This window comes from Actinomycetes bacterium (genome assembly GCA_035489715.1).
Lineage (GTDB): Bacteria > Actinomycetota > Actinomycetes > JACCUZ01 > JACCUZ01 > DATHAP01.
The window spans coordinates 18660-36936 of sequence record DATHAP010000039.1; the positions used below are offsets into that span (position 1 = coordinate 18660).

An 18277-nucleotide genomic window follows, 5' to 3' on the forward strand; every position below is an offset into this window, starting at 1 on the left:
CCGACGTCGTCCGACAGACCCCTCATCGACGTGAGGGGTGGCGCGGGGGGATCGGGCCGGAGCAGGCGCCGAGGAGGTCAGGCCTGGCTGACGTCGAGCACCTGGCGGTCGCCGTCGCGACGGAAGCCGACGCTGTCGTAGTAGGGCGAGACCATCCGGTCCGGGGCGACGACCTGCGCGAAGCCGCGGTCGCGGAAGAGCCCGCTGCGCCGGTAGACGAACTCGCCGGGCGTGAAGTCGCGGAACCGCGGTGTCACGTAGTCGAGCTCGACCTGCGCCACCGCGTCACCCGCGTCGCGCACGACGACGACGCCGACCGTCTCGTCGCCTCGCGCGACCAGGAAGGCGCTGCGTCCCTCCCGCGGCTCGGTCCAGGCGGCGCCGGGGAAGTGGGTGCGGATGTCATCGTCGTGCACCTTGAGGAAGTGCCGGAGGTAGGCGTCGGTGAGGCCGACCTCGAGGACGTCGTACGCCGACAGGTCGTGCCGGTCGCGCAGCAGCTTGCGGATGAACCACACGTTGATGCCGGCCAGCACCAGGTTCATCCCGACCATCGGCCAGACCCCGACCAGGGCGTTGAACACGATGAGTACCAGGCAGCCCACCGTGTTGAGCACCCGGAAGCGCAGCACCCTGGCCTGCAGCAGCGAGTAGACCAGCAGCGCGGAGCCGGCCCAGCCGAGCGCGTCGAGCCAGCTCATCGCGCCCACGACTGCGCGTTCTCGGGCAGCGCGGCGCCGTACCAGTGCTCGATCAGGCGGCGCGAGATCGAGATCGACGGCGACACCAGCAGCTCGCCCGCATCGATGTCCGCCCGCATGGACGCCCGGTCGTACCACCGCGCCTCGGCGATCTCGCCGTCGTGCCGCACCACGTCGGTCGTCTCCGCATGTGCCGTGAAGCCGAGCATCAGGCTCGAGGGGAACGGCCAGGGCTGACTGCCGAGGTAGCTCACCACGCCGACGCGGACCCCGCACTCCTCGGCGACCTCGCGACGTACGGCCGCCTCGAGCGACTCTCCCGGCTCGACGAAGCCGGCGAGCGTCGAGAAGCGCCGCTCCGGCCACGACGTCTGCCGGCCGAGCAGCAGCCGGTCGTCGTCGTCGACGACGAGCATGATGACCGCGGGGTCGGTGCGCGGGTAGTGCTCGCTGCGGTCCTCGGGGCAGCGCCGGGTGTGGCCGGCGTTCTCCGGCACCGTCGGCGTGCCGCACCGCGGGCAGTGCGTGTGCGCGGCGTGCCAGTTGGCCAGCGACACCGCGTGCACCACCAACCCGGCGTCGCGCGCGTCGAGCAGGGTGCCGACCTCGCGCAGCGTGCGGAAGTCGCCGCCGCCGTCGGGCGCACCGGCGGCGTCGAGGTCGGCGGCGAACCAGGGCCGGTCGTCGCGGTCGACCCCGAGGAAGTAGCGGTGCTCGGGCGCCACGTCGACCGGCGTGTCGACATCCAGCTGGTCGAGTGCTCCACCACGCACCGCCACCGACGTGCCGCGTACCCGCAGGACACCGGTGCCGCGTCGCGCCCAGGTGCGCGCCAGCCACTCGTCGTCGGTGCGGTGGTGCGCCGCCCGCTCGACGACCGCGCGCGACAGGGCGAGGTCGGGCAGGGGCTCGGTGCTCGGCGGGGAGGTCACGGCGTGCGCGGGAGGGTGCGGGCCAAGTCGTCCCAGAGCAGCGCGGCTGCCTCGGCACCCTTGAGCAGGAACGGGATCTCGACCTTCTCGTTCGGCGCGTGCCAGCCGTCGTCGGGCAGGCTGACGCCGAGGAACACGACCGGCGCCTCGAGGACGTCCTGCAGGTCGGCCTCCGGGCCGGAGCCACCCTCGCGGGTGTAGAGAACCTGAGACCCGAAGGCCGTCGACATCGCACGCGTGACCGACTCGAGCGCCGGGTGGTCGAGAGGAGTGAGGCACGGGCGGACTCCGGGGCCGTACCAGTGGACCGACCACTCGACGCCCTCGGGCACCTGGCCGCCCAGCCACGCCTCGAACTCCCTCTGGACGTCCGACGGCTCCTGGCCGGACACCAGTCGAAAGGACACCTTGGCGTGCGCCTCGGACGGGACGATCGTCTTGTGCCCCTCGCCCTGGTAGCCGCCCCACATGCCGTTGACCTCGGCTGTCGGGCGGGCCCAGACGCGCTCGAGGGTCGAGTAGCCGGTCTCGCCACGGGGTGCGGAGCTGCGGGCGTTGCCGAGCCACGCGAGCTCGTCGTAAGGAAGCTTGCCGATGAGCGCGCGCTCGTCGTCGGACAGCTCGAGCACGCCGTCGTAGAAGCCGTCGATGGTGACGTGCAGGTCGTCGTCGTGCATCCGGCCCAGCAGCCGTGCGAGCTCGGTGAGCGGGTTCGGGACCGCGCCGCCGAAGGAGCCTGAGTGCACGTCGCCGGTGGGGCCGCGCAGGTCGACCTGGCAGTCGGTCATGCCGCGCATGCCGACGCACACGGTGGGGGTGTCGCGCGACCACATGCCGGTGTCCGACACGACGACCACGTCGCACCCGAGCTCGGCGTGGTGCGCCCGGAGCAGCTCGGCGAAGTGCGGCGAGCCCGACTCCTCCTCACCCTCGACGACCAGCTTGAGGTTGACGGCCGGCGACGTCCGGCCGGTCGCGGCGAGGTGGGCGTCGAGGCCCAGCAGATGGAAGAAGACCTGACCCTTGTCGTCGGCAGAGCCGCGACCGGCCAGCCGGTCGCCGTCGATGACCGGCTCGAACGGGTCGGTCCGCCACAGCTCGCGGGGCGTCACGGGCTGGACGTCGTGGTGGCCGTAGACGACTACCGTCGGGGCGTCCGGGTCGTCGCTGGGCCAGTGCGCGAAGACGGCCGGCAGGCCGCTGGTCTCCCACACCTCGGCGGTCGGGAAGCCGGCTGCGCGCAGCGCGTCGACGAGGTGCTCGGCCGACCTGCGCACGTCCGGGTGGTGCGCGGGGTCCCCGGAGATCGACGGGATGCGCAGCCAGTCGGTCAGCCGTTGGACGAAGGAGTCGGCGCCGTCGGCGACCGCTGCTCTCACCCGCGCGAGGTGGTCGGCGTCGGGCGCGTGCAGGTAGTCGGTGGTGCTCATGGCGCGCACCCTATGCGGGCACGGACGGCCGACCGCGGTCGGCTAGCGTCGGCCCGGTGCGCCTCGCGACGTTCAACCTGCTCGGCGGCAGGTCCGTCGCCCACGGCCGCGTCGAGGAGGTGGAGCTGCGGTCGGCGGCGTCGTCCTTGGACGCCGACGTCGTGGTGCTGCAGGAGGTCGACGGAGGGCAGCCGCGCTCGCACCACGTCGACCAGACGGCGGTCGTGGCGGACGCGATGGACGCCGCCTCATGGCGCTTCCTGCCGACCCTGCACGGCACGCCCGGGAAGCCGTGGACGGCGGCGGCCGGCGACGGGTCCGACGAGCAGCCGCCCGGGCCGGCCTACGGCATCGGTCTGGTGTCGCGGCACCCCGTGTCGGCGTGGGCGGTACGTCGCTTCAAGCCCGCGCCGGTAGGACTGCCCCTGCTGGTGCCCGGCCAGGGGCTGATGCACGTCGACGACGAGCCGCGCGCCGCGCTGGCCGCCCGGGTCGAGACGCCCGGCGGGCCGCTCACCGTCGTGGGCACGCACCTGTCCTTCGTGCCGGGATGGAACGTCGCCCAGCTGCGCGAGCTGGTCCGGTGGGCCGGCACCCTGCCGGGGCCGCGGGTCCTGGTGGGCGACCTCAACCTGCCCGGCCGGCTCGTCGGGCTGACCACCCGGTGGACCCGGGCGGCCCGGGTGGCGACGTACCCCTCGTGGAACCCGCGTGTGCAGTTCGACCACGTGCTGCTCGAGCCCGGCACCGGGCTGACCGTGACTGCGACGCACCGGCTGCGGCTCCCGGTCAGCGACCACTGTGCCCTCGCGGTCGACCTCGGCACACTGGGCGACGCGACCGGTGGGGTGCTCTGACCGGCGGCACGGGAGGCAGGCCATGGAGGCATGGACGGCGGGCCGGGTCTTCGACGGCGAGCAGGTGCTGCCGGCCGGGTCGGCGGTGGTGGTCGACGGTGGACAGGTCGTCGCCGTGCTGGGGCCCGGCGAGCGGGCGCCGGACGCGGCGGTGCCCGTCGACCATCCCGACGCGACGCTGCTGCCGGGACTCGTGGAGACGCACGCCCACCTGTGCTGCGACGGCGGGCCAGGTGCCCTCGAGCGGATCCCGGACGCCTCCGACGAGGAGATGTGGTCCGTCATCGAGACGTCCCTGCGGGCCCAGCTCGCTGCCGGCGTGACGACCGTCCGCGACCTCGGCGACCGGCGCTACTCGGCCGTCGAGTGGCGCGACGCGCACGCTGGGGACGCGTCGTTCCCGAGGGTCCTCGCCAGCGGCCCGCCGATCACCACTCCGGGCGGGCACTGCGCGAACATGGGCGGCGAGACGGCCGGCGCGGGCGCGCTCCGGGCGGCGGTGCGGGCACGGGCCGAACGTGGCGTCGACGTGGTCAAGATCATGGCCAGCGGCGGGGTGAACACCGCCGGGAGCGACGCGGCCGCCCCGCAGTTCGGGGTCGGCGACCTGCGGGTCGTGGTCGAGGAGGCGCACCGGCTCGGTCTCCCGGTGACCGCCCACGCGCACTCGGTGGGCTCGGTCGGGGACGCGATCGACGCGGGCGTGGACGCGGTCGAGCACGCGACGTTCGTGACCGGGACCGGGTTCGCGCCGGACCCGACGGCCGTTGCGCAACTCGCCGCCCGCCGGCTCCCGGTCTGCCCGACCCTGGGGATCGTGCCCGGCGTGACACCACCGCCTGCCGTCCTCGAGATGATGCGGCGCACCGGCATGACGACGGAGAGCCGGGCGGCGATGTTCGCCGACCTGCACCACGCCGGGGTCCTGCTCGTGTCGGGCTCCGACGCCGGCATCAACCCCGGGAAGCGGCACGGTGTGCTGCCCGAGGCCCTGGTGCAGCTCGCGCAGGCCGGCGTGCCCGTCGTCGACGTCCTGGCCAGCGGCACCTCGCGCGCGGCTGACGCCCTCGCCGTCGGTGACCGGACCGGTCGCCTCCGCGCCGGCCTCGACGCCGACCTGCTCGTCGTACGCGGCGACCCGATCGTCGACGTCACGCGGCTGCGCGACGTGCTCGCGGTCGTCGCGCGCGGCCGGCGAGTGGCCTGAGGCGACACCCGGCGGTCGGCGACGGCCGTGGGACGATGCCGGCATGGGCTTCCAGATGACGGGCCTGCCAGAGGCTGACGCCGTGCTCGACGAGCACCCGTTCGCGATCGTGATGGGCATGATGCTCGACCAGCAGTACGGCATGGAGCACGCCTTCCGGGGCGGCTGGAAGGTGTTCAGCCGGCTGGGGACGCTGGACCCGGCGGCGGTCGCCGCTGCCGACGCGGACGAGTTCAAGGCGCTGTGCAGCACACCGCCGGCGATCCACCGCTACCCGGGGTCGATGGCGGCGCGGCTGCAGGAGCTGGCGGCGGTCGTCGAGGAGCAGTACGGCGGCGACGTCACCCGGCTCTGGACCGAGGCGTCGACCGGCAAGGAGCTGCTCCGGCGGGTGCAGGCGCTGCCCGGCTTCGGCAAGCAGAAGTCGCAGATCTTCGTGGCCCTGCTGGCCAAGCAGCTCGGCGTCCGGCCGCAGGGCTGGGAGGCCGTCGCGGGCGACTACGCCCTGGAGGGCTACCGCTCGGTCGCCGACGTCGTGGACCCGGGGTCGCTGCAGAAGGTCCGCGAGTTCAAGGCCCAGAAGAAGGCTGCCGCCAAGGCGTCGGCCGGCTGACCGACGCGACGGCGGCGTGTCGATCGACCGCGGTGGGTGCCTTCCGGATCGGTGCGCCTGCCGGCCGCCCAGCGGGCTCGTCACGGACGCTGATCCGGAGGGGACGCACCGCACGGTCCGCGAGCGCGGGCAGTCCGATAGCCGTGAGCGGGCGGTGTCAGCGGGCCGGGTGCGGCGCGGCCGGGACCGACCTCAGCAGAGCGACGATGCCGTCGTGGTCGAGCAGGTCGGCCGGCCGGACCGTCTGCTCGTGCGCGACGTAGTGGAACGCCGCCCGGATCCGGTGCAGCGGCGTGCCGGTGACGTGGTGCCAGGCGAGCCGGTAGACCGCCAGCTGCACGGCCGCCGCGACGGCCTCGTCCCCGGTCGGCGGCAGACCGGTCTTCCAGTCGACGACGTCGACGAGCCCGCCGTCGCTGTCCGACGCATCGGTGAAGACCGCGTCGCACCGGCCGCGCAAGGTCAGCCCGTCGACCACCACGTCGAACGGGAACTCCACCTCGGCCGGCACCCGGGACGCCCACTCGCTGCGCCGGAACGCGTCCTGCAGGGCGAGCAGGTCGTCGTCGGGCTCGGCCGACTCGTCGGCCGACCCGGGCAGCTCGTCGACGTCGATCAGCCGCTGCTGCCCCCACAGCTGCTCCAGCCAAAGGTGGAACCGGGTGCCCCGCCGCGTCTGCGGTGCCGGCGGCCGCGGCAGCGGACGGCGCAGTGACCGGGCGAGGCGCACCGGGTCCCGGCGCAGCTCGACCAGCTGGGAGACCGACAGCCGCCCGGGCAGCTCGACCACGGGCCCGTCGTCACCGCGGCGGGTCCGCGCAAGCTCGGCCAGCAGCAGCTCGAGCTCGCGGTCCCAGGCGGCGACCCGGTCGCCCAGGTCGTCGCCGGTGAGCACGCCACTGGTGACCGGACAGCTGGTGGTGCCACCGCCGGCGGCCTCGTGCCGGACGGGGCGACCTGCGGCGGCCCGGACCGACGCGGCGGCACCGGCCACAGCGGCCCGCCGGGGACCGAGCGGGTCGTAGGGCCACTCGCCGGCGACCGGCTCGGCGATCATCGGGTTGGTGTCACCCTCAGCCGGCGCCGGTGCCCAGGTGTCGACGGTGCCCTCGCCCTTGGCGCACAGCGCCTGGATCTCGTCGAGCAGCCCGGACGGGCCGCGCGGCTTCCGGGTGGTGTCCCACCAGTAGCCGGAGCACGCGAGCAGTGATCGCGCGCGGGTCACCGCGACGTACGCCAGGCGGCGCTCCTCGAGCGCGCCGCGGGCGCGGCAGGCCTCACGGAACGACTCGATCCGCGCCTTGGCGTCGTCCTGGTCGGTGCCGCCCTGCCAGTCCAGCTCGGGCAGCTCGTCGCGGTCGCCGCGCAGCGGGAACGGCAGCGTCGCGAGCTGCTTGCTCCAGTCGGCGACCGGCCGGCCGCCCACCGGGAAGACGTCCTGGGTCAGACCCGCGACGAAGACGGCGTCCCACTCGAGCCCCTTGGCCGCGTGCACCGTCATCAGCTGCACCCGCTGGCCGTCGGGCTCGGCCACGTCGACCTCGAGCCCGCGCTCCTGGTCCATCGCCGCGTCGAGGTAGGCGAGGAAGGCGACCAGCCCCGGGTCCTCCCCCGACGCCACGAAGTCCTCGGCGACCTCGACGAACCGGTCCACGTCGAGCAGCGCATCGACCGACCGCACCCCCGGCCGGGAGGCCAGCTCGACGTCGAGATCGATGGCCCGCACGACCGTCGTCACGAGGTCGGGCAGCGAGGAGGACGTCCAGCGGCGGAGCCGGCGGAGCTCGTCCCGCAGCCGGACCAGCCGGGCGTGCCCGCCCGCGGAGTACGCCGTGGCCGGGCCCGGGTCGTCGAGCGCGTCGACCAGGCTGCGCTCGTCGACCGTGTCGTAGTCGGGCTCGCCCGCCGCCTCGTCGGGCTCGCCCGCCGCCTCGCCGGGCTCGCGGGACGTCGCGGGGTCACCGGCCACCGACGGCAGGCGGCCGGTGGACACCGCGATCTGCCGGGCCCGCCGACCGAGCGCGTCGAGATCGCGCGGGCCGATCCGCCACCGCGGCCCGGTGAGCAGCCGCAGCAGCGCTCCGCCGGCAGAGGGGTCGGCCAGCACCCGCAGCACGCAGACGATGTCCACGACCTCGGGCCGGGTGAGCAGTCCGCCGAGCCCGACCACCTCGCACGGCACACCGCGCTCGCGCAGCGCGGCGTCGAGACGGGCGAAGTGCGACCGCTTGCGGGCCAGCACCGCGATCTCGCCCCAGGCGACCTCCGTGCCGGTCGGCGAGGTCGCGGCGTCGCCCAGCGCGCGGACCCGGTCGGCGACCCACTCCGCCTCGTCGGCGAGCGAGTCGAGCAGCGCGACGACGACCTCGCCCTGCCCCTCGCGGCCGGGCCCCGGTCGCAGCGGCGCGTCGACCTCGCCCAGCGCGCCGCGCACCGGGATGCCGTCGGCGACCAGGTTGGCCGCCCCGAGGATGCCCTCGCCGTTGCGGAAGCTCATCGTCAGCGAGCTGCTGCCGGTGGGTCCGTCGCCGGCGAAGTCGTCGCCGAACCGCTCCAGGTTGCCCGCGCTGGCCCCGCGCCAGCCGTAGATGGACTGCCGCGGGTCGCCGACCGCGGTCACCGCGTGGCCGGCGCCGAACAGCGACGTCAGCAGGACCCGCTGCGCCTCGCCGGTGTCCTGGTACTCGTCGAGCAGCACGGCGCCGAAGCGGCCACGCTCGATCTCGGCCACCTCGGGATGGTTGCGGGCGATGCGCGCGGCGATCGCGACCTGGTCGCCGTAGTCCATCGCCCCGTGCGCCCGCTTGTAGGCGGTGTAGCGCTCGACGAGCGGCAGCAGCGCGGCCCGGGACGTGAGCGACGAGAGCAGCTCGGACACCGGCTTCGGCACCCCCTTGCTGCGCTGGCCGTCCGCTCGCGGCAGGGAGAGCAGGTGGGCTCGCACCCGCTCGGTCAGCACCCGCACGTGGTCGGGCTCGCGCAGGTGCTCGGCCAGCTCGCCCGAGAGGTCGAGCACGTCGGCGATCACGGTGGAGACGGCCCGGTCGACGGCGACCAGGTCACCGGCCTCGTCCTCGTAGGACTCGACCACCCGCGCGGCGTACTGCCACCCGACGGCCTCGCCGACCAGGCGGGTGTCGGGCTCCAGCCCGATGCGCAGGGCGTGCTCGCCGACCAGCGCTGCGGCGTACGAGTGGTAGGTGATGACCGTCGGCTCGCCGGTCGCCAGCGCCGCGGCGACGTCGTCGGTCAGGAACGGCGCCTGCTCGTGGGCGTGCTGCAGCCGGTGCAGCATCCGCCGCACCCGCTCGCCGAGCTCGGCCGCCGCCTTGCGGGTGAAGGTCAGGCCGAGGACGCGGTGCGGCTCGACCTTCCCGTTGGCCACCAGCCAGACGACGCGCAGGCCCATCGTCTGGGTCTTGCCGGACCCGGCGCCGGCCACCACGACGTGCGGGCGCATCGGCGCGCGGACCGCCTCGGCCTGCTCCGCCGTGGGCAGCGAGTCCAGCCCGAGCCGGCTGGCCAGCTCGACCGGGGACAGGTCGCGGCCCGGTGCCGGCTCGAGGTCGACGGCGTCGAACAGGCTGGGCTGGCTCACGACGTCAACGCCCGGCCGTCGTCCTGCACGGGGCACGACGTCCGCACCGGGCAGCGCGTGCAGTACCGGTTGGACACGGCGTCGAAGGCGGACCCGGCCATCCCCTCGGCGACGTCGAGGACCAGCTCCCGCGCCCATCCCGGGTCGCCGCCGTCGCCGAGCGCCGGCTGCGCCTGCACCGCGCCGTTGACGCCGCCACCGCCCCCCACCTGCACCAGCTCGGCGCCCCCGCTCTCGGTCAGCCCGAGGTGCGCGAAGGCGCCGGCGTCGACCGCGAGCTGGTACGTCGCGAGCTGGCTGTGCCGGGCGACCTCGTCCTTGCCGGGCTTGCTGGACGCGGACCCGGTCTTGAGGTCGACGACCACCCCGCGGCCGAGGTCGTCGCGCTCGATCCGGTCGACCCGGCCACCGAGCCGGGCCCGGCCGACGCTGGCCGTGAACTCCTCCTCGACGGCGACCAGGTCGCGGGTGCTGCCCGCCAGCCAGGACGCCAGCCGGCGGACCATCGCCTCGGCCCTGCCGCGCTCGCGGCCGGCGACCCAGCCGGTGCCCAGGTCGACGGTGCGCATCAGCTCGTCGAGCCGGGTGAGCAGTGCCTCCTCGGTGCTCGACGCGGCGTCGAGGGCTCCCTCGGCGACCGCGTGCACCAGGGTGCCGACGTTCTGCGACGCGCCGCTGGTCTCCGCACCGCCGACGTGCTCCAGGAACCACCGCAGCCGGCAGCGCTGGAACGACTCGACCTTCGAGGGACTGACCGCCACCTCCTGGTCCGGGTCGCGGACCGGCCGGTCGTCCGAGAGCTCGGGCAGGCCCCACCAGCCGGCCGGGTCGGCGCCCCGCGCGCCGGCCGCGGCGAGCACGGCCAGCCGTTGCGCCGCCGCTTCGCGGAGCCGACCCGCCGGCTCGTCGCCCACCGCGGCCTGGCGCAGGTCGGCGACCAGGCCGGTCAGGCTCAGCGGGCGCTGCACCGTCGTGAGCGGGCGGACCTCCACCTCGCGGGGCAGCGGGTCGAGCTCGTCGAGGAACCGCGACGGCGACAGGCCCTCCCGCTCGCTGGTCACCGCGGTCACCAGCAGCGAGCGCCGGGCCCGGGTGACCGCGACGTAGAACAGCCGCCGCTCCTCCTCGAGCAGCCGGTTGAGCGTGGTCGCGGTGGCGACCGGGGTCGGGACCAGCCGGTCGTCCCGGCCGTCGGCCCCGCGACGGCCCGCTGCGGTCGCCGCGTCGCCCGCGGGACCGCCGCGGCGCAGCAGGTCGACCAGCCGCTCCGAGCCGAGGAACGACCCGCGCATCCGCAGGTCCGGCCAGGTGCCCTCCTGCACCGCCGGGACGCAGACCACGTCCCACTCCAGGCCCTTGGCGGCGTGGGCGGTGAGCACCTGCACCGCGTCGGTGGCCGGTGCTCTCGGCGCCAGGTCCTCGCCCGGGATCTGCTGCCCGAGCAGGTGGTCGAGGAAGACCTCCGGCCCGGCCGCCGGCAGCCGGTCGCAGAACCGGGCCGCCGCCTCGAACAGCGCGACAACCGCGTCGAGGTCGCGGTCGGCCGCCTCGCCGGCCTGCCCGCCCTCGAGGCTGGCCCGCTCCCAGCGCTCCGCGAGCCTGGTGTGCGACCACACCGCCCAGAGCACGGCCTCGGCGGTGGCTCCCGGCTCGGCCGCCGCCGACCGGGAGATGGCCAGCAGCTCGGCGACCCGCTGGGCCGGCCGCACCGCGCGGGTGTCCAGCGTCACCAGCTCGACCGGCTCCAGCAGCGCCTCGACGAGCAGCGGCCCGGACGCCCGCCCGCCGCCGGCGGCGAGCTCGGCCCGGCGCAGCTCCTGCCGCAGCCGGCGCAGCGCCATGACGTCGGCACCGCCCAGTGCGGACGTGACGAGCTCGACGGCGCTGTCCTCGTCGAGCCGGCCGGGCTCGACCGCGCAGGTGAGCAGCGCGAGCAGCGGCCGGACCGCCGGCTCCTGGGTCAGCGGCACCTCGTCGCCGGGCACCTCGACCGGCACGCCCGCCGCGAGCATCGCCCGGCGCAGCACCGGCATCGAGCGGGCGGTCGACCGGACCAGCACCGCCATCCGCGACCAGGGCACGCCGTCGACCAGGTGGGCCTGGCGCAGGTGGGCGGCGACCTGCGCCGCCTCCTGGGTCTCCGACCGCAGCACCGCCACCGAGACCGTGCCGTCGGGCAGGTCGCCCGCCGGGACCAGGTCGCGGTGCCGACCACGACCGCCGAGACCGTGGGCGACCCGCCGCGACGCGGTCAGCAGCGCCGGCCCGGCCCGCCGGCCCGCCCGCAGCGACAGCACCGGTGCCGGCGAGCCGTCGGGCGCGGGGAACACCTCGGGGAAGTCTCGGATGCCGTCGACGTCGGCCCCGCGGAAGCCGTAGACCGACTGGTCGGGGTCGCCGACGGCCACCAGGTCGCGGCCGCCGCCACCGAGCAGCCGCAGCAGCTCGACCTGGGCCGGGTCGGTGTCCTGCAGCTCGTCGACGAAGACGACCGGCCGGGCGGCCCGCTCGGCGTCGAGGAGCTCCGGCTGGCGCAGCCAGAGCCCGACGACGGCCCGGATGAGCTCCGCCGGGTCGTACGCCGCGGCGTCGCGCAGCGCGGTCACCCCGGCGTACTGCCGCATGAAGCGCGCCGCCGCGCGCCAGTCGTCGCGGCCCTCGCGGCGGCCGAGCCGCTCGAGCTCGGCGGGGCTGACACCGCGCTCGTAGGCCCTCATGACCAGGTCGCGCAGCTCCTGGGCGAAGCCGCGGGTCGGCAGCGCCGCCCGCAGCCGCTCCGGCCAGCCGCCCGCCCCGGCCTCGAGGTCACCGGCCAGCAGGTCGCGCACCACCAGGTCCTGCTCGGGGCCCGACAGCAGCCGGGGCGCCGGCTCGCCGCGCAGCGCGGCCTCGCGCCGCAGCAGACCGAACGCGTAGGAGTGAAAGGTGCGGGCCAGCGGCTGCTTGGTCGCGCGGCCCAGCCGGGCGGTGACCCGGGCCCGCAGCTCCGCCGCCGCCCGCCGGCCGAAGGTCAGGACGAGGACCTGCTCGGGGTCGAGCCCCTCGTCGATCCGGGCCGCGACCGCCTCGACGATGGTCGTGGTCTTGCCGGTGCCGGGGCCGGCCAGCACGAGCAGCGGCCCGCCCCGGTGGTCGACCACGGCCTGCTGCGCCTCGTCGAGCTCGGGGACCACCACCGGGCGCGGCGCCGGCCGGACCAGTCGGTAGGCGGGTGTCTCGGGTGGCACGCGGGCCATCCCACCACGCCCCCTGGACATGACCTGAGCGCCTGCGGGCAGGATCGGCCCGTGACCTCGACCGACACCTCGCCCAGCAACGTCCCGCAGGACTCCGCCACGCTGTCGAGCGGCGCCCGGATGCCGCTGCTCGGCTTCGGCACCTGGCAGATCACCGGGCCGACCGCGACCACCGCCGTCCGCACGGCGCTCGACGCCGGCTACCGGCACCTCGACACGGCGACCGTCTACCGCAACGAGACCGAGGTCGGCGCCGGCCTGGCCGAGAGCGCCGTGCCCCGCGACGACGTCTTCGTCACGACCAAGTGCCCGCCGCGGAACACCGGCAGGGCCATCGAGACGCTGCGCCGCAGCCTCGACGGGCTGCGGACGGATCACGTCGACCTGTGGTTGGTGCACTGGCCCGGCGGAGACGGCGCCGACCTCGACCTGTGGCAGGAGCTCCTCGAGGCCCGCGCCGAGGGTCTGACCCGCGACGTCGGCGTCAGCAACTACTCGCTCGACCAGCTCGACGAGCTCACCAAGGAGACCGGCGAGACGCCGGCGGTCAACCAGGTCGAGTGGAGCCCGCTGCTCTTCGACCGGGCGGTGCTCGACGGCCACCGCGAGCGCGGCGTCGTCCTCGAGGGCTACAGCGCGCTGCGCGGCGGCACGCTCGACAACCCGGTCATCCACGAGGTCGCGGAGCCGCACGGCCGGTCGACGGCGCAGGTCATCGTCCGGTGGCACCTGCAGCACGGCGTGGTGGTGATCCCCAAGTCCGAGAAGGAGGAGCGGATCGTCGCCAACGCCCAGGTCGGCGACCTCGAGCTGTCCACGGACGACATGGCCGCGATCGACGCGCTCGGCGCACCGTCCTGACGTACGTCCGGCAGCCCTGGCCGGGTGCGCCGGTCAGACCTCGGGCCCGCCACCGTCGTCGTCGCCGCTGACGTCGGAGAGCGACCACTTGAGCTGGAACTCGATCTCCTCCTCGTCGTCACCCCGCTCGTGCTCGATCGAGAACTGCCCGCGGGCGGGGACCCGGATCCGCTCGCCCGCGACCTGGATCCGGAACGGCTGCTCGGTCTCGAGCGCGTCGGCGAGCCGGCGCAGCTTGGCGACCACCTCGCCGGTCGTGTACATCCGCTCCACGTCGCGCGGTGCCTTGGCCATGAGGACTCCTCCCGAGGGTGTGCCCGCACCCTACGCAACCCTCGAGGGCGTGCGCGTGGCCCGCTAGGAGAGGTCGACCGGGCCGAGGTCGCGCAGCGAGTCACCGACCACCGACGCGTCACCGACGACGGTCGTCGCCCGGGTCGCGGGGGCCAGGATCCGGCGCGCGGCGTCGTGCACCTGGTCGGGGGTGACCGCCAGCAGGCGCTGCGGGTGGTCACGCAGCCAGTCCACGCCGAGGCCGTCGGCCAGCAGCACCGACAGCGTCGCCGCCAGACCGGCCTGGGTCGACGTCGAGAGGGCCAGCACGCCGACCAGGTGCTGGGCCATCGACTCGACCTCGTCGGCCGACGGCGGCAGGCTGGCGACCCGGCCGAGCTCGTAGCCCACCTCGACGAGCGCGGGTGCGGTCACCTCGGTCGCGACGTCGGCCTGCAGCAGCGCGAATGAGGCGCGCGCGTTGTGGTGCAGGCTGCTGCGCGGGCTGTAGGTGTAGCCCTTGTCCTCGCGGATGTTCTGGGTCAGCCGCGACACGAACGGCCCGGCGAAGATGGCGTTGGCCAGCTCCTGCGCGGCGTGGTCGGGGTCGGTGCGCGGCATCGCGAAGCCGCCGACCCGCAGGTTGGACTGCACAGCACCGGGACGGTCCACGAGCTGCAGCGCACCGGGCGTGAAGCGCTTGACCTTGGGCACCGTCGTCGGCGAGCCGTCGCCGGTCCAGCCGGCGAGCGCGCCCTCGACCCGGTCGAGCACCCGGGCCGGGCTCAGGTCGCCGACGAGGACGAGCAGCGACCCGTCCGGCACCAGCCGCCGCCGGTGGGCCGACCGCAGCGATGACGCCGAGACGTCGAGCACCTCCTCGGGGGCCGGGTACTCCCGGCCGTACGGGTGGTCGCCGAACACCTGGCGCAGCCACCGCTCGTCCGCCACCACCCCCGGCTGGGAGAGCCGGCGGCCGAGCAGGTCGGCGAGCCGGGCCGCCTCGCGCTCCACCTCGGCCCGCGGGTAGGACGCGGAGGTCAGCACCTCGGCGAGCAGGCCGAGCAGGTCGGGCAGGCCCGGGGCGAGGCTCTCGCCGGCGAGCACCAGCCGGTCCGCGTCCGACGACGCGCGCAGCGAGCCGCCGACCCGCTGCAGCGCGTCGGCGATCTCCGACTGCGACCGCTCGGCGGTGCCGAGCAGCATCGTGTGCTCGAGCATCCCGGCCCGGGCCAGGTCGGCGTCGCGGCGCACCGCGGTCGGCACCCGCAGCCGGAGGTGCACGACCGGCACGCTGGCCCGCCGGATGGCAACCACCCGCAGCCCGCTGGGCAGGACACGCTCGGCCACCGTCGGCGGCTTGGCCCGGCGGACCTTCCCGAGACCGGGCACCGCCCGGGGTTGGGCCGGCTGCTCCGTCGTCGGCCCGCTCATCGCGCACCTGCCAGCAGGTCGAGGCGGGCCCGGTTGTCCGGTCGCAGCGTGGCCGCCGCGGCGCGCACCTGCTCGGGCGTCACCTGCGCCACGTGCCCGGCGAGCTCGCCGACCAGCTCGGCCCGGCCGCGCTGCTGCTCGAAGGCGGCCATCGACAGGGTCCGCGACAGCACGTGGTCCGAGCCCTGCAGGATCGCCGACTCGAGACGGGCCACGACGCGCTCGAGCTCGGCGCGATCGACGCCGTCGGTCGCGACCCGGTCGAGCTCCTCGTCGGTAGCGGTCACCACCCGGTCGGCCGCGACGTCGTTGCCGTGGTGCGCCTCGATCGACAGCACGGTGGGGTTGCGCACGTCGAAGGGGTCCTGCATCACGCCGATGTGGGTGCCGACGTCGGTGGCCAGGCTGTCGGTGTGCACCAGCCGGCGCTTGAGCCGGGAGGCGTCGCCGGTGGTCAGGGCGGAGGAGAGCACGACGAAGGGAAGGTACGCCGCGAGGTCGGCCGGGTCGGGCAGCCGCCAGCCGAGCGCCAGGGCCGGCGCCGGTGCGTGCGTGTCGACGTGCTGGGCCCGCCGCTCCGACGTCGGCGCCGGCTCGTCGAAGTCCGGCCGCTCCGGCACTGCCCGCGCCGGTACGTCGCCGAAGTGCCGCTCGACGAGCCGCATCGTGTCGGCCGCGTCGAGGTCGCCACCGACGACGAGCACCGCGTTGCCGGGCGCGTAGTAGCGGTCGAAGAAGTCCTGGGCGTCGTCGACCGTCGCGCTCTCCAGGTCCTCGAAGCCGCCGTAGCCGTTGTGGGCGTTGGGGAACGTCTCGAACAGCACCGGCGGCAGGGTCAGCCAGGGGAAGCCGCCGTAGGGCTGGTTGAGGACGTTGACCCGGATCTCCTCCTTCACCACCGCGATCTGGTTGGCGAGGTTCTCCTCCGTGACGCGCGGCGAGCGCATGCGGTCGGCCTCGAGGAAGAGCGCGCGCTCCAGGGCGTGGGCGGGCAGAGCCTCGTAGTAGTTGGTGTAGTCCAGCCGGGTCGACCCGTTCAGCGTGCCGCCCGAGGACTGGACGTACTTGACGTGCTCCATCTTCTCCAGCGACGAGGACCCTTGGAACATCAGGTGCTCGAAGAGGTGCGCGAAGCCGGTGCGGCCCTGGGGCTCGGAGCGGATGCCGACGTCGTAGTAGACGGCGACCGCGACGACGGGCGACGAGCGATCAGGGGAGAGCACCACGCGCAGCCCGTTGCCGAGCGTCGCGCGTTCGACGGTCGGGACGCTGGAGCGGACGGTCGTCGCAGGCATGCGGGCGACCGTACCCCGGCCCGGCGACGACAGACCTCAGCGCCCGTCCCAGCGCGCCCGGCGCATGTCGACCCGGGTCCCGTCCGGCCGTATCGGGGTCCCCTCGGCGCGGTGGGCGGCCAGCGCCTCCGTCGCCAGGTGCGGCGGCGGGGAGCCGTCGGCGCGCAGCACCCGCCACCACGGCAGCTCTCCGTCGCTCCGGCCCATGACCGCACCGACCTGGCGGGGGCCGCCGGCCCCGACGTACTCCGCGACGTCGCCGTAGGACATGACGTGGCCGCGCGGGATGCGCCGGACGACGTCGTGCACCGCGGCCTCGAAGTCGTCGGCACCGTCGTCAGCGGGGTCGGTGACGTCGGCCCGATCGCTGGTCACGGCGACCAGCATGGCGCAGACTTCCCCGGGTGACGGACCAGCGGGAGGCGGTCGCCGGTGTCTTCGACCGGGCGTCCGAGACCTACGACCAGCTCGGCGTCGAGTTCTTCGGCCCGGTGGGCCGGGCGCTCGTCGAGCTCACAGGTGTCAATCCTGGCGACGACGTCCTGGACGTCGGCTGCGGACGCGGTGCGGTGCTCTTCGCCGCGGCGGAGGCCGCCGGGCCGACCGGGACCGTGCTGGGCATCGACCTCGCCCGCGGCATGGTCGAGCGTACCCGGGCGGACGCGGCGGCAGGCGGCCTGTCGACGGTGCGCGTCGAGCAGCGCGACGCGCAGGAGCCCGGGCTGCCCGCGGCGTCGTACGACCTCGTGCTGTCGTCACTCGTGGTCTTCTTCCTCCCCGACCCCCTGTCCGGTGCCACAGCGTGGCGGCAGGTGACCCGCGACGGCGGGCGCCTCGGCATCACGACCTTCGCCTCGCGCGACGACCCGCGGTGGAGCTGGCTCGAGGAGCTCTTCCCGGACCGCGACCCGAGGGCCACCCGCCTCGGCGGCGACGAGGCGACCAGCCCGTTCGCGAGCGACGAGCGGCTGCACGAGCTGCTCGTCGCGGCCGGCTGGTCCGGTGCCCGGTCGGAGACCCGGGAGCACGTCACGACGTTCGCCCGTCCCGAGGACTGGCTGCCGTTCTCCTGGTCGGTAGGCTCGCGCACCTACTGGGAGCGGACCCCGCAGGAGCAGCGACCGGAGATCGAGCGGCAGGCGATGGAGCACCTGACCCGGATGGCCGTCGAGCCGGAGGGGCTGATCCAGCGCAACCAGGTCCGCTACACGACGGCGGCGGCGTAGACGGCGCCTGGAGCGAGCGCCCCGCGCCTCGGCTAGGCCGGCGGCTCGAGGTCGAACTCGGCCCGTCGGCCGGCCGGCACCAGGTGCACCAGCTCGGGGTGGCGCTGCAGGTAGGCCCGGACGAACGGGCAGTACGGCAGCACCGCGACCCCCCGCTCGTCCAGCTGCCGCAGCGCGTCGCGCACGAACGTCGAGCCCAGCCCCCTGCCCTCGAAGGCCGGGTCGACCTGGGTGTGCAGGAACGCGACGTCGTCGCCGTCCAGCCGGTACTCCGCCGTGCCGGCGAGCGCGCCGTCGACCACCAGCACGAAGCGGCGGCCCGGGCGGACGTCGCGGACCTCGACGGACTGCGGTGTCGGCTCGGTCGTCTCCGCGGGCCGGCCGGCCATCAGTAGGTCGGCAGCGACGGGTCGATCTGGTTGGCCCACGCGATGACGCCGCCGCCGACGTGCACCGCGTCGGAGAACCCGGCGCCCTTGAGCACGGCGAGCGCCTCCGCCGAGCGCATGCCCGTCTTGCAGTAGAGCACCACCGGCTTGTCCTGCGGCAGCTCGGCGAGGGCCTCGCCGGCGAGGATGCGGTCCTTGGGGATCAGCGTGGTGCCCGGGATCGAC

16 protein-coding genes are annotated in these 18277 nt (G+C 75.1%); 5 read left to right on the forward strand and 11 right to left on the reverse strand.

Annotated elements, in window-relative coordinates:
* Positions 1 to 77: 77 nt before the first annotated feature.
* Genes VK640_03485 through VK640_03495 form a run of 3 tightly spaced genes read right to left on the reverse strand, consistent with a single transcriptional unit; the run spans position 78 to position 3063 of the window.
* Positions 78 to 701 carry a hypothetical protein gene (locus VK640_03485; protein HTE72249.1) on the reverse strand — a complete coding sequence of 208 codons (624 nt, stop codon included), beginning with the start codon at positions 699 to 701 and terminating at the stop codon, positions 78 to 80.
* A complete protein-coding gene (nudC, locus tag VK640_03490) occupies positions 698 to 1633 on the reverse strand; it encodes an NAD(+) diphosphatase (GenBank protein HTE72250.1) in 936 nt (311 codons plus the stop codon). The genes VK640_03485 and nudC overlap by 4 nt, the downstream gene beginning before the upstream one ends.
* Positions 1630 to 3063 (reverse strand): M20/M25/M40 family metallo-hydrolase, encoded by a 1434-nt coding sequence (locus tag VK640_03495; protein HTE72251.1) that lies wholly within the window; start codon positions 3061 to 3063, stop codon positions 1630 to 1632. Before VK640_03495 ends, nudC begins: the two co-directional genes overlap by 4 nt.
* A 56-nt stretch (positions 3064 to 3119) precedes the next feature.
* Here VK640_03495 and VK640_03500 point away from each other — a divergent pair, with 56 nt between their 5' ends.
* Genes VK640_03500 through VK640_03510 form a run of 3 tightly spaced genes read left to right on the forward strand, consistent with a single transcriptional unit; the run spans position 3120 to position 5740 of the window.
* Positions 3120 to 3920, forward strand: coding sequence for an endonuclease/exonuclease/phosphatase family protein (locus VK640_03500; GenBank protein HTE72252.1), 801 nt, complete (start codon positions 3120 to 3122; stop codon positions 3918 to 3920).
* A gap of 22 nt (positions 3921 to 3942) precedes the next feature.
* On the forward strand, positions 3943 to 5127 hold the full coding sequence (locus tag VK640_03505; GenBank protein ID HTE72253.1) for an amidohydrolase family protein: 1185 nt from the start codon (positions 3943 to 3945) through the stop codon (positions 5125 to 5127).
* A 43-nt stretch (positions 5128 to 5170) separates the two neighbouring features.
* Positions 5171 to 5740, forward strand: a complete 570-nt coding sequence (locus VK640_03510; protein ID HTE72254.1) for an HhH-GPD-type base excision DNA repair protein — start codon at positions 5171 to 5173, stop codon at positions 5738 to 5740.
* A 157-nt stretch (positions 5741 to 5897) separates the two neighbouring features.
* Here the strand turns inward: VK640_03510 and VK640_03515 are convergent, their stop codons facing one another.
* Positions 5898 to 9338 carry an ATP-dependent DNA helicase gene (locus tag VK640_03515; GenBank protein HTE72255.1) on the reverse strand — a complete coding sequence of 1147 codons (3441 nt, stop codon included), beginning with the start codon at positions 9336 to 9338 and terminating at the stop codon, positions 5898 to 5900.
* The gene (locus tag VK640_03520; GenBank protein ID HTE72256.1) at positions 9335 to 12565 is read right to left on the reverse strand and encodes an ATP-dependent DNA helicase; all 3231 of its coding nucleotides are present in this window, start codon (positions 12563 to 12565) and stop codon (positions 9335 to 9337) included. Before VK640_03520 ends, VK640_03515 begins: the two co-directional genes overlap by 4 nt.
* Before the next feature lie 60 nt (positions 12566 to 12625).
* Between VK640_03520 and VK640_03525 the strand changes: the two genes are divergently transcribed.
* Complete coding sequence (locus tag VK640_03525; GenBank protein ID HTE72257.1) at positions 12626 to 13435, forward strand: aldo/keto reductase; 810 nt, start codon at positions 12626 to 12628, stop codon at positions 13433 to 13435.
* Positions 13436 to 13468: 33 nt separating this feature from the next.
* Here the strand turns inward: VK640_03525 and VK640_03530 are convergent, their stop codons facing one another.
* The 4 genes from VK640_03530 to VK640_03545 all read right to left on the reverse strand — a co-directional run bounded on the left by VK640_03530 (position 13469) and on the right by VK640_03545 (position 16812).
* Positions 13469 to 13729 carry an amphi-Trp domain-containing protein gene (locus VK640_03530; GenBank protein HTE72258.1) on the reverse strand — a complete coding sequence of 87 codons (261 nt, stop codon included), beginning with the start codon at positions 13727 to 13729 and terminating at the stop codon, positions 13469 to 13471.
* 63 nt (positions 13730 to 13792) lie between these two features.
* Positions 13793 to 15142, reverse strand: a complete 1350-nt coding sequence (locus tag VK640_03535; GenBank protein ID HTE72259.1) for a pitrilysin family protein — start codon at positions 15140 to 15142, stop codon at positions 13793 to 13795.
* Complete coding sequence (locus tag VK640_03540; protein HTE72260.1) at positions 15139 to 16437, reverse strand: pitrilysin family protein; 1299 nt, start codon at positions 16435 to 16437, stop codon at positions 15139 to 15141. Before VK640_03540 ends, VK640_03535 begins: the two co-directional genes overlap by 4 nt.
* Before the next feature lie 36 nt (positions 16438 to 16473).
* Complete coding sequence (locus VK640_03545) at positions 16474 to 16812, reverse strand: MGMT family protein (protein HTE72261.1); 339 nt, start codon at positions 16810 to 16812, stop codon at positions 16474 to 16476.
* 29 nt (positions 16813 to 16841) lie between these two features.
* Here VK640_03545 and VK640_03550 point away from each other — a divergent pair, with 29 nt between their 5' ends.
* Entirely contained in the window at positions 16842 to 17663 is an 822-nt protein-coding gene (locus tag VK640_03550; protein HTE72262.1) for a methyltransferase domain-containing protein, read from the forward strand.
* Between the two features lie 32 nt (positions 17664 to 17695).
* Here VK640_03550 and VK640_03555 read toward each other — a convergent pair whose 3' ends face one another.
* A complete protein-coding gene (locus VK640_03555; GenBank protein ID HTE72263.1) occupies positions 17696 to 18052 on the reverse strand; it encodes a GNAT family N-acetyltransferase in 357 nt (118 codons plus the stop codon).
* Positions 18052 to 18277 (reverse strand): rhodanese-like domain-containing protein (locus VK640_03560; protein ID HTE72264.1); only part of this gene is annotated, 226 nt, incomplete at its 5' end. The genes VK640_03560 and VK640_03555, both read right to left, overlap by 1 nt.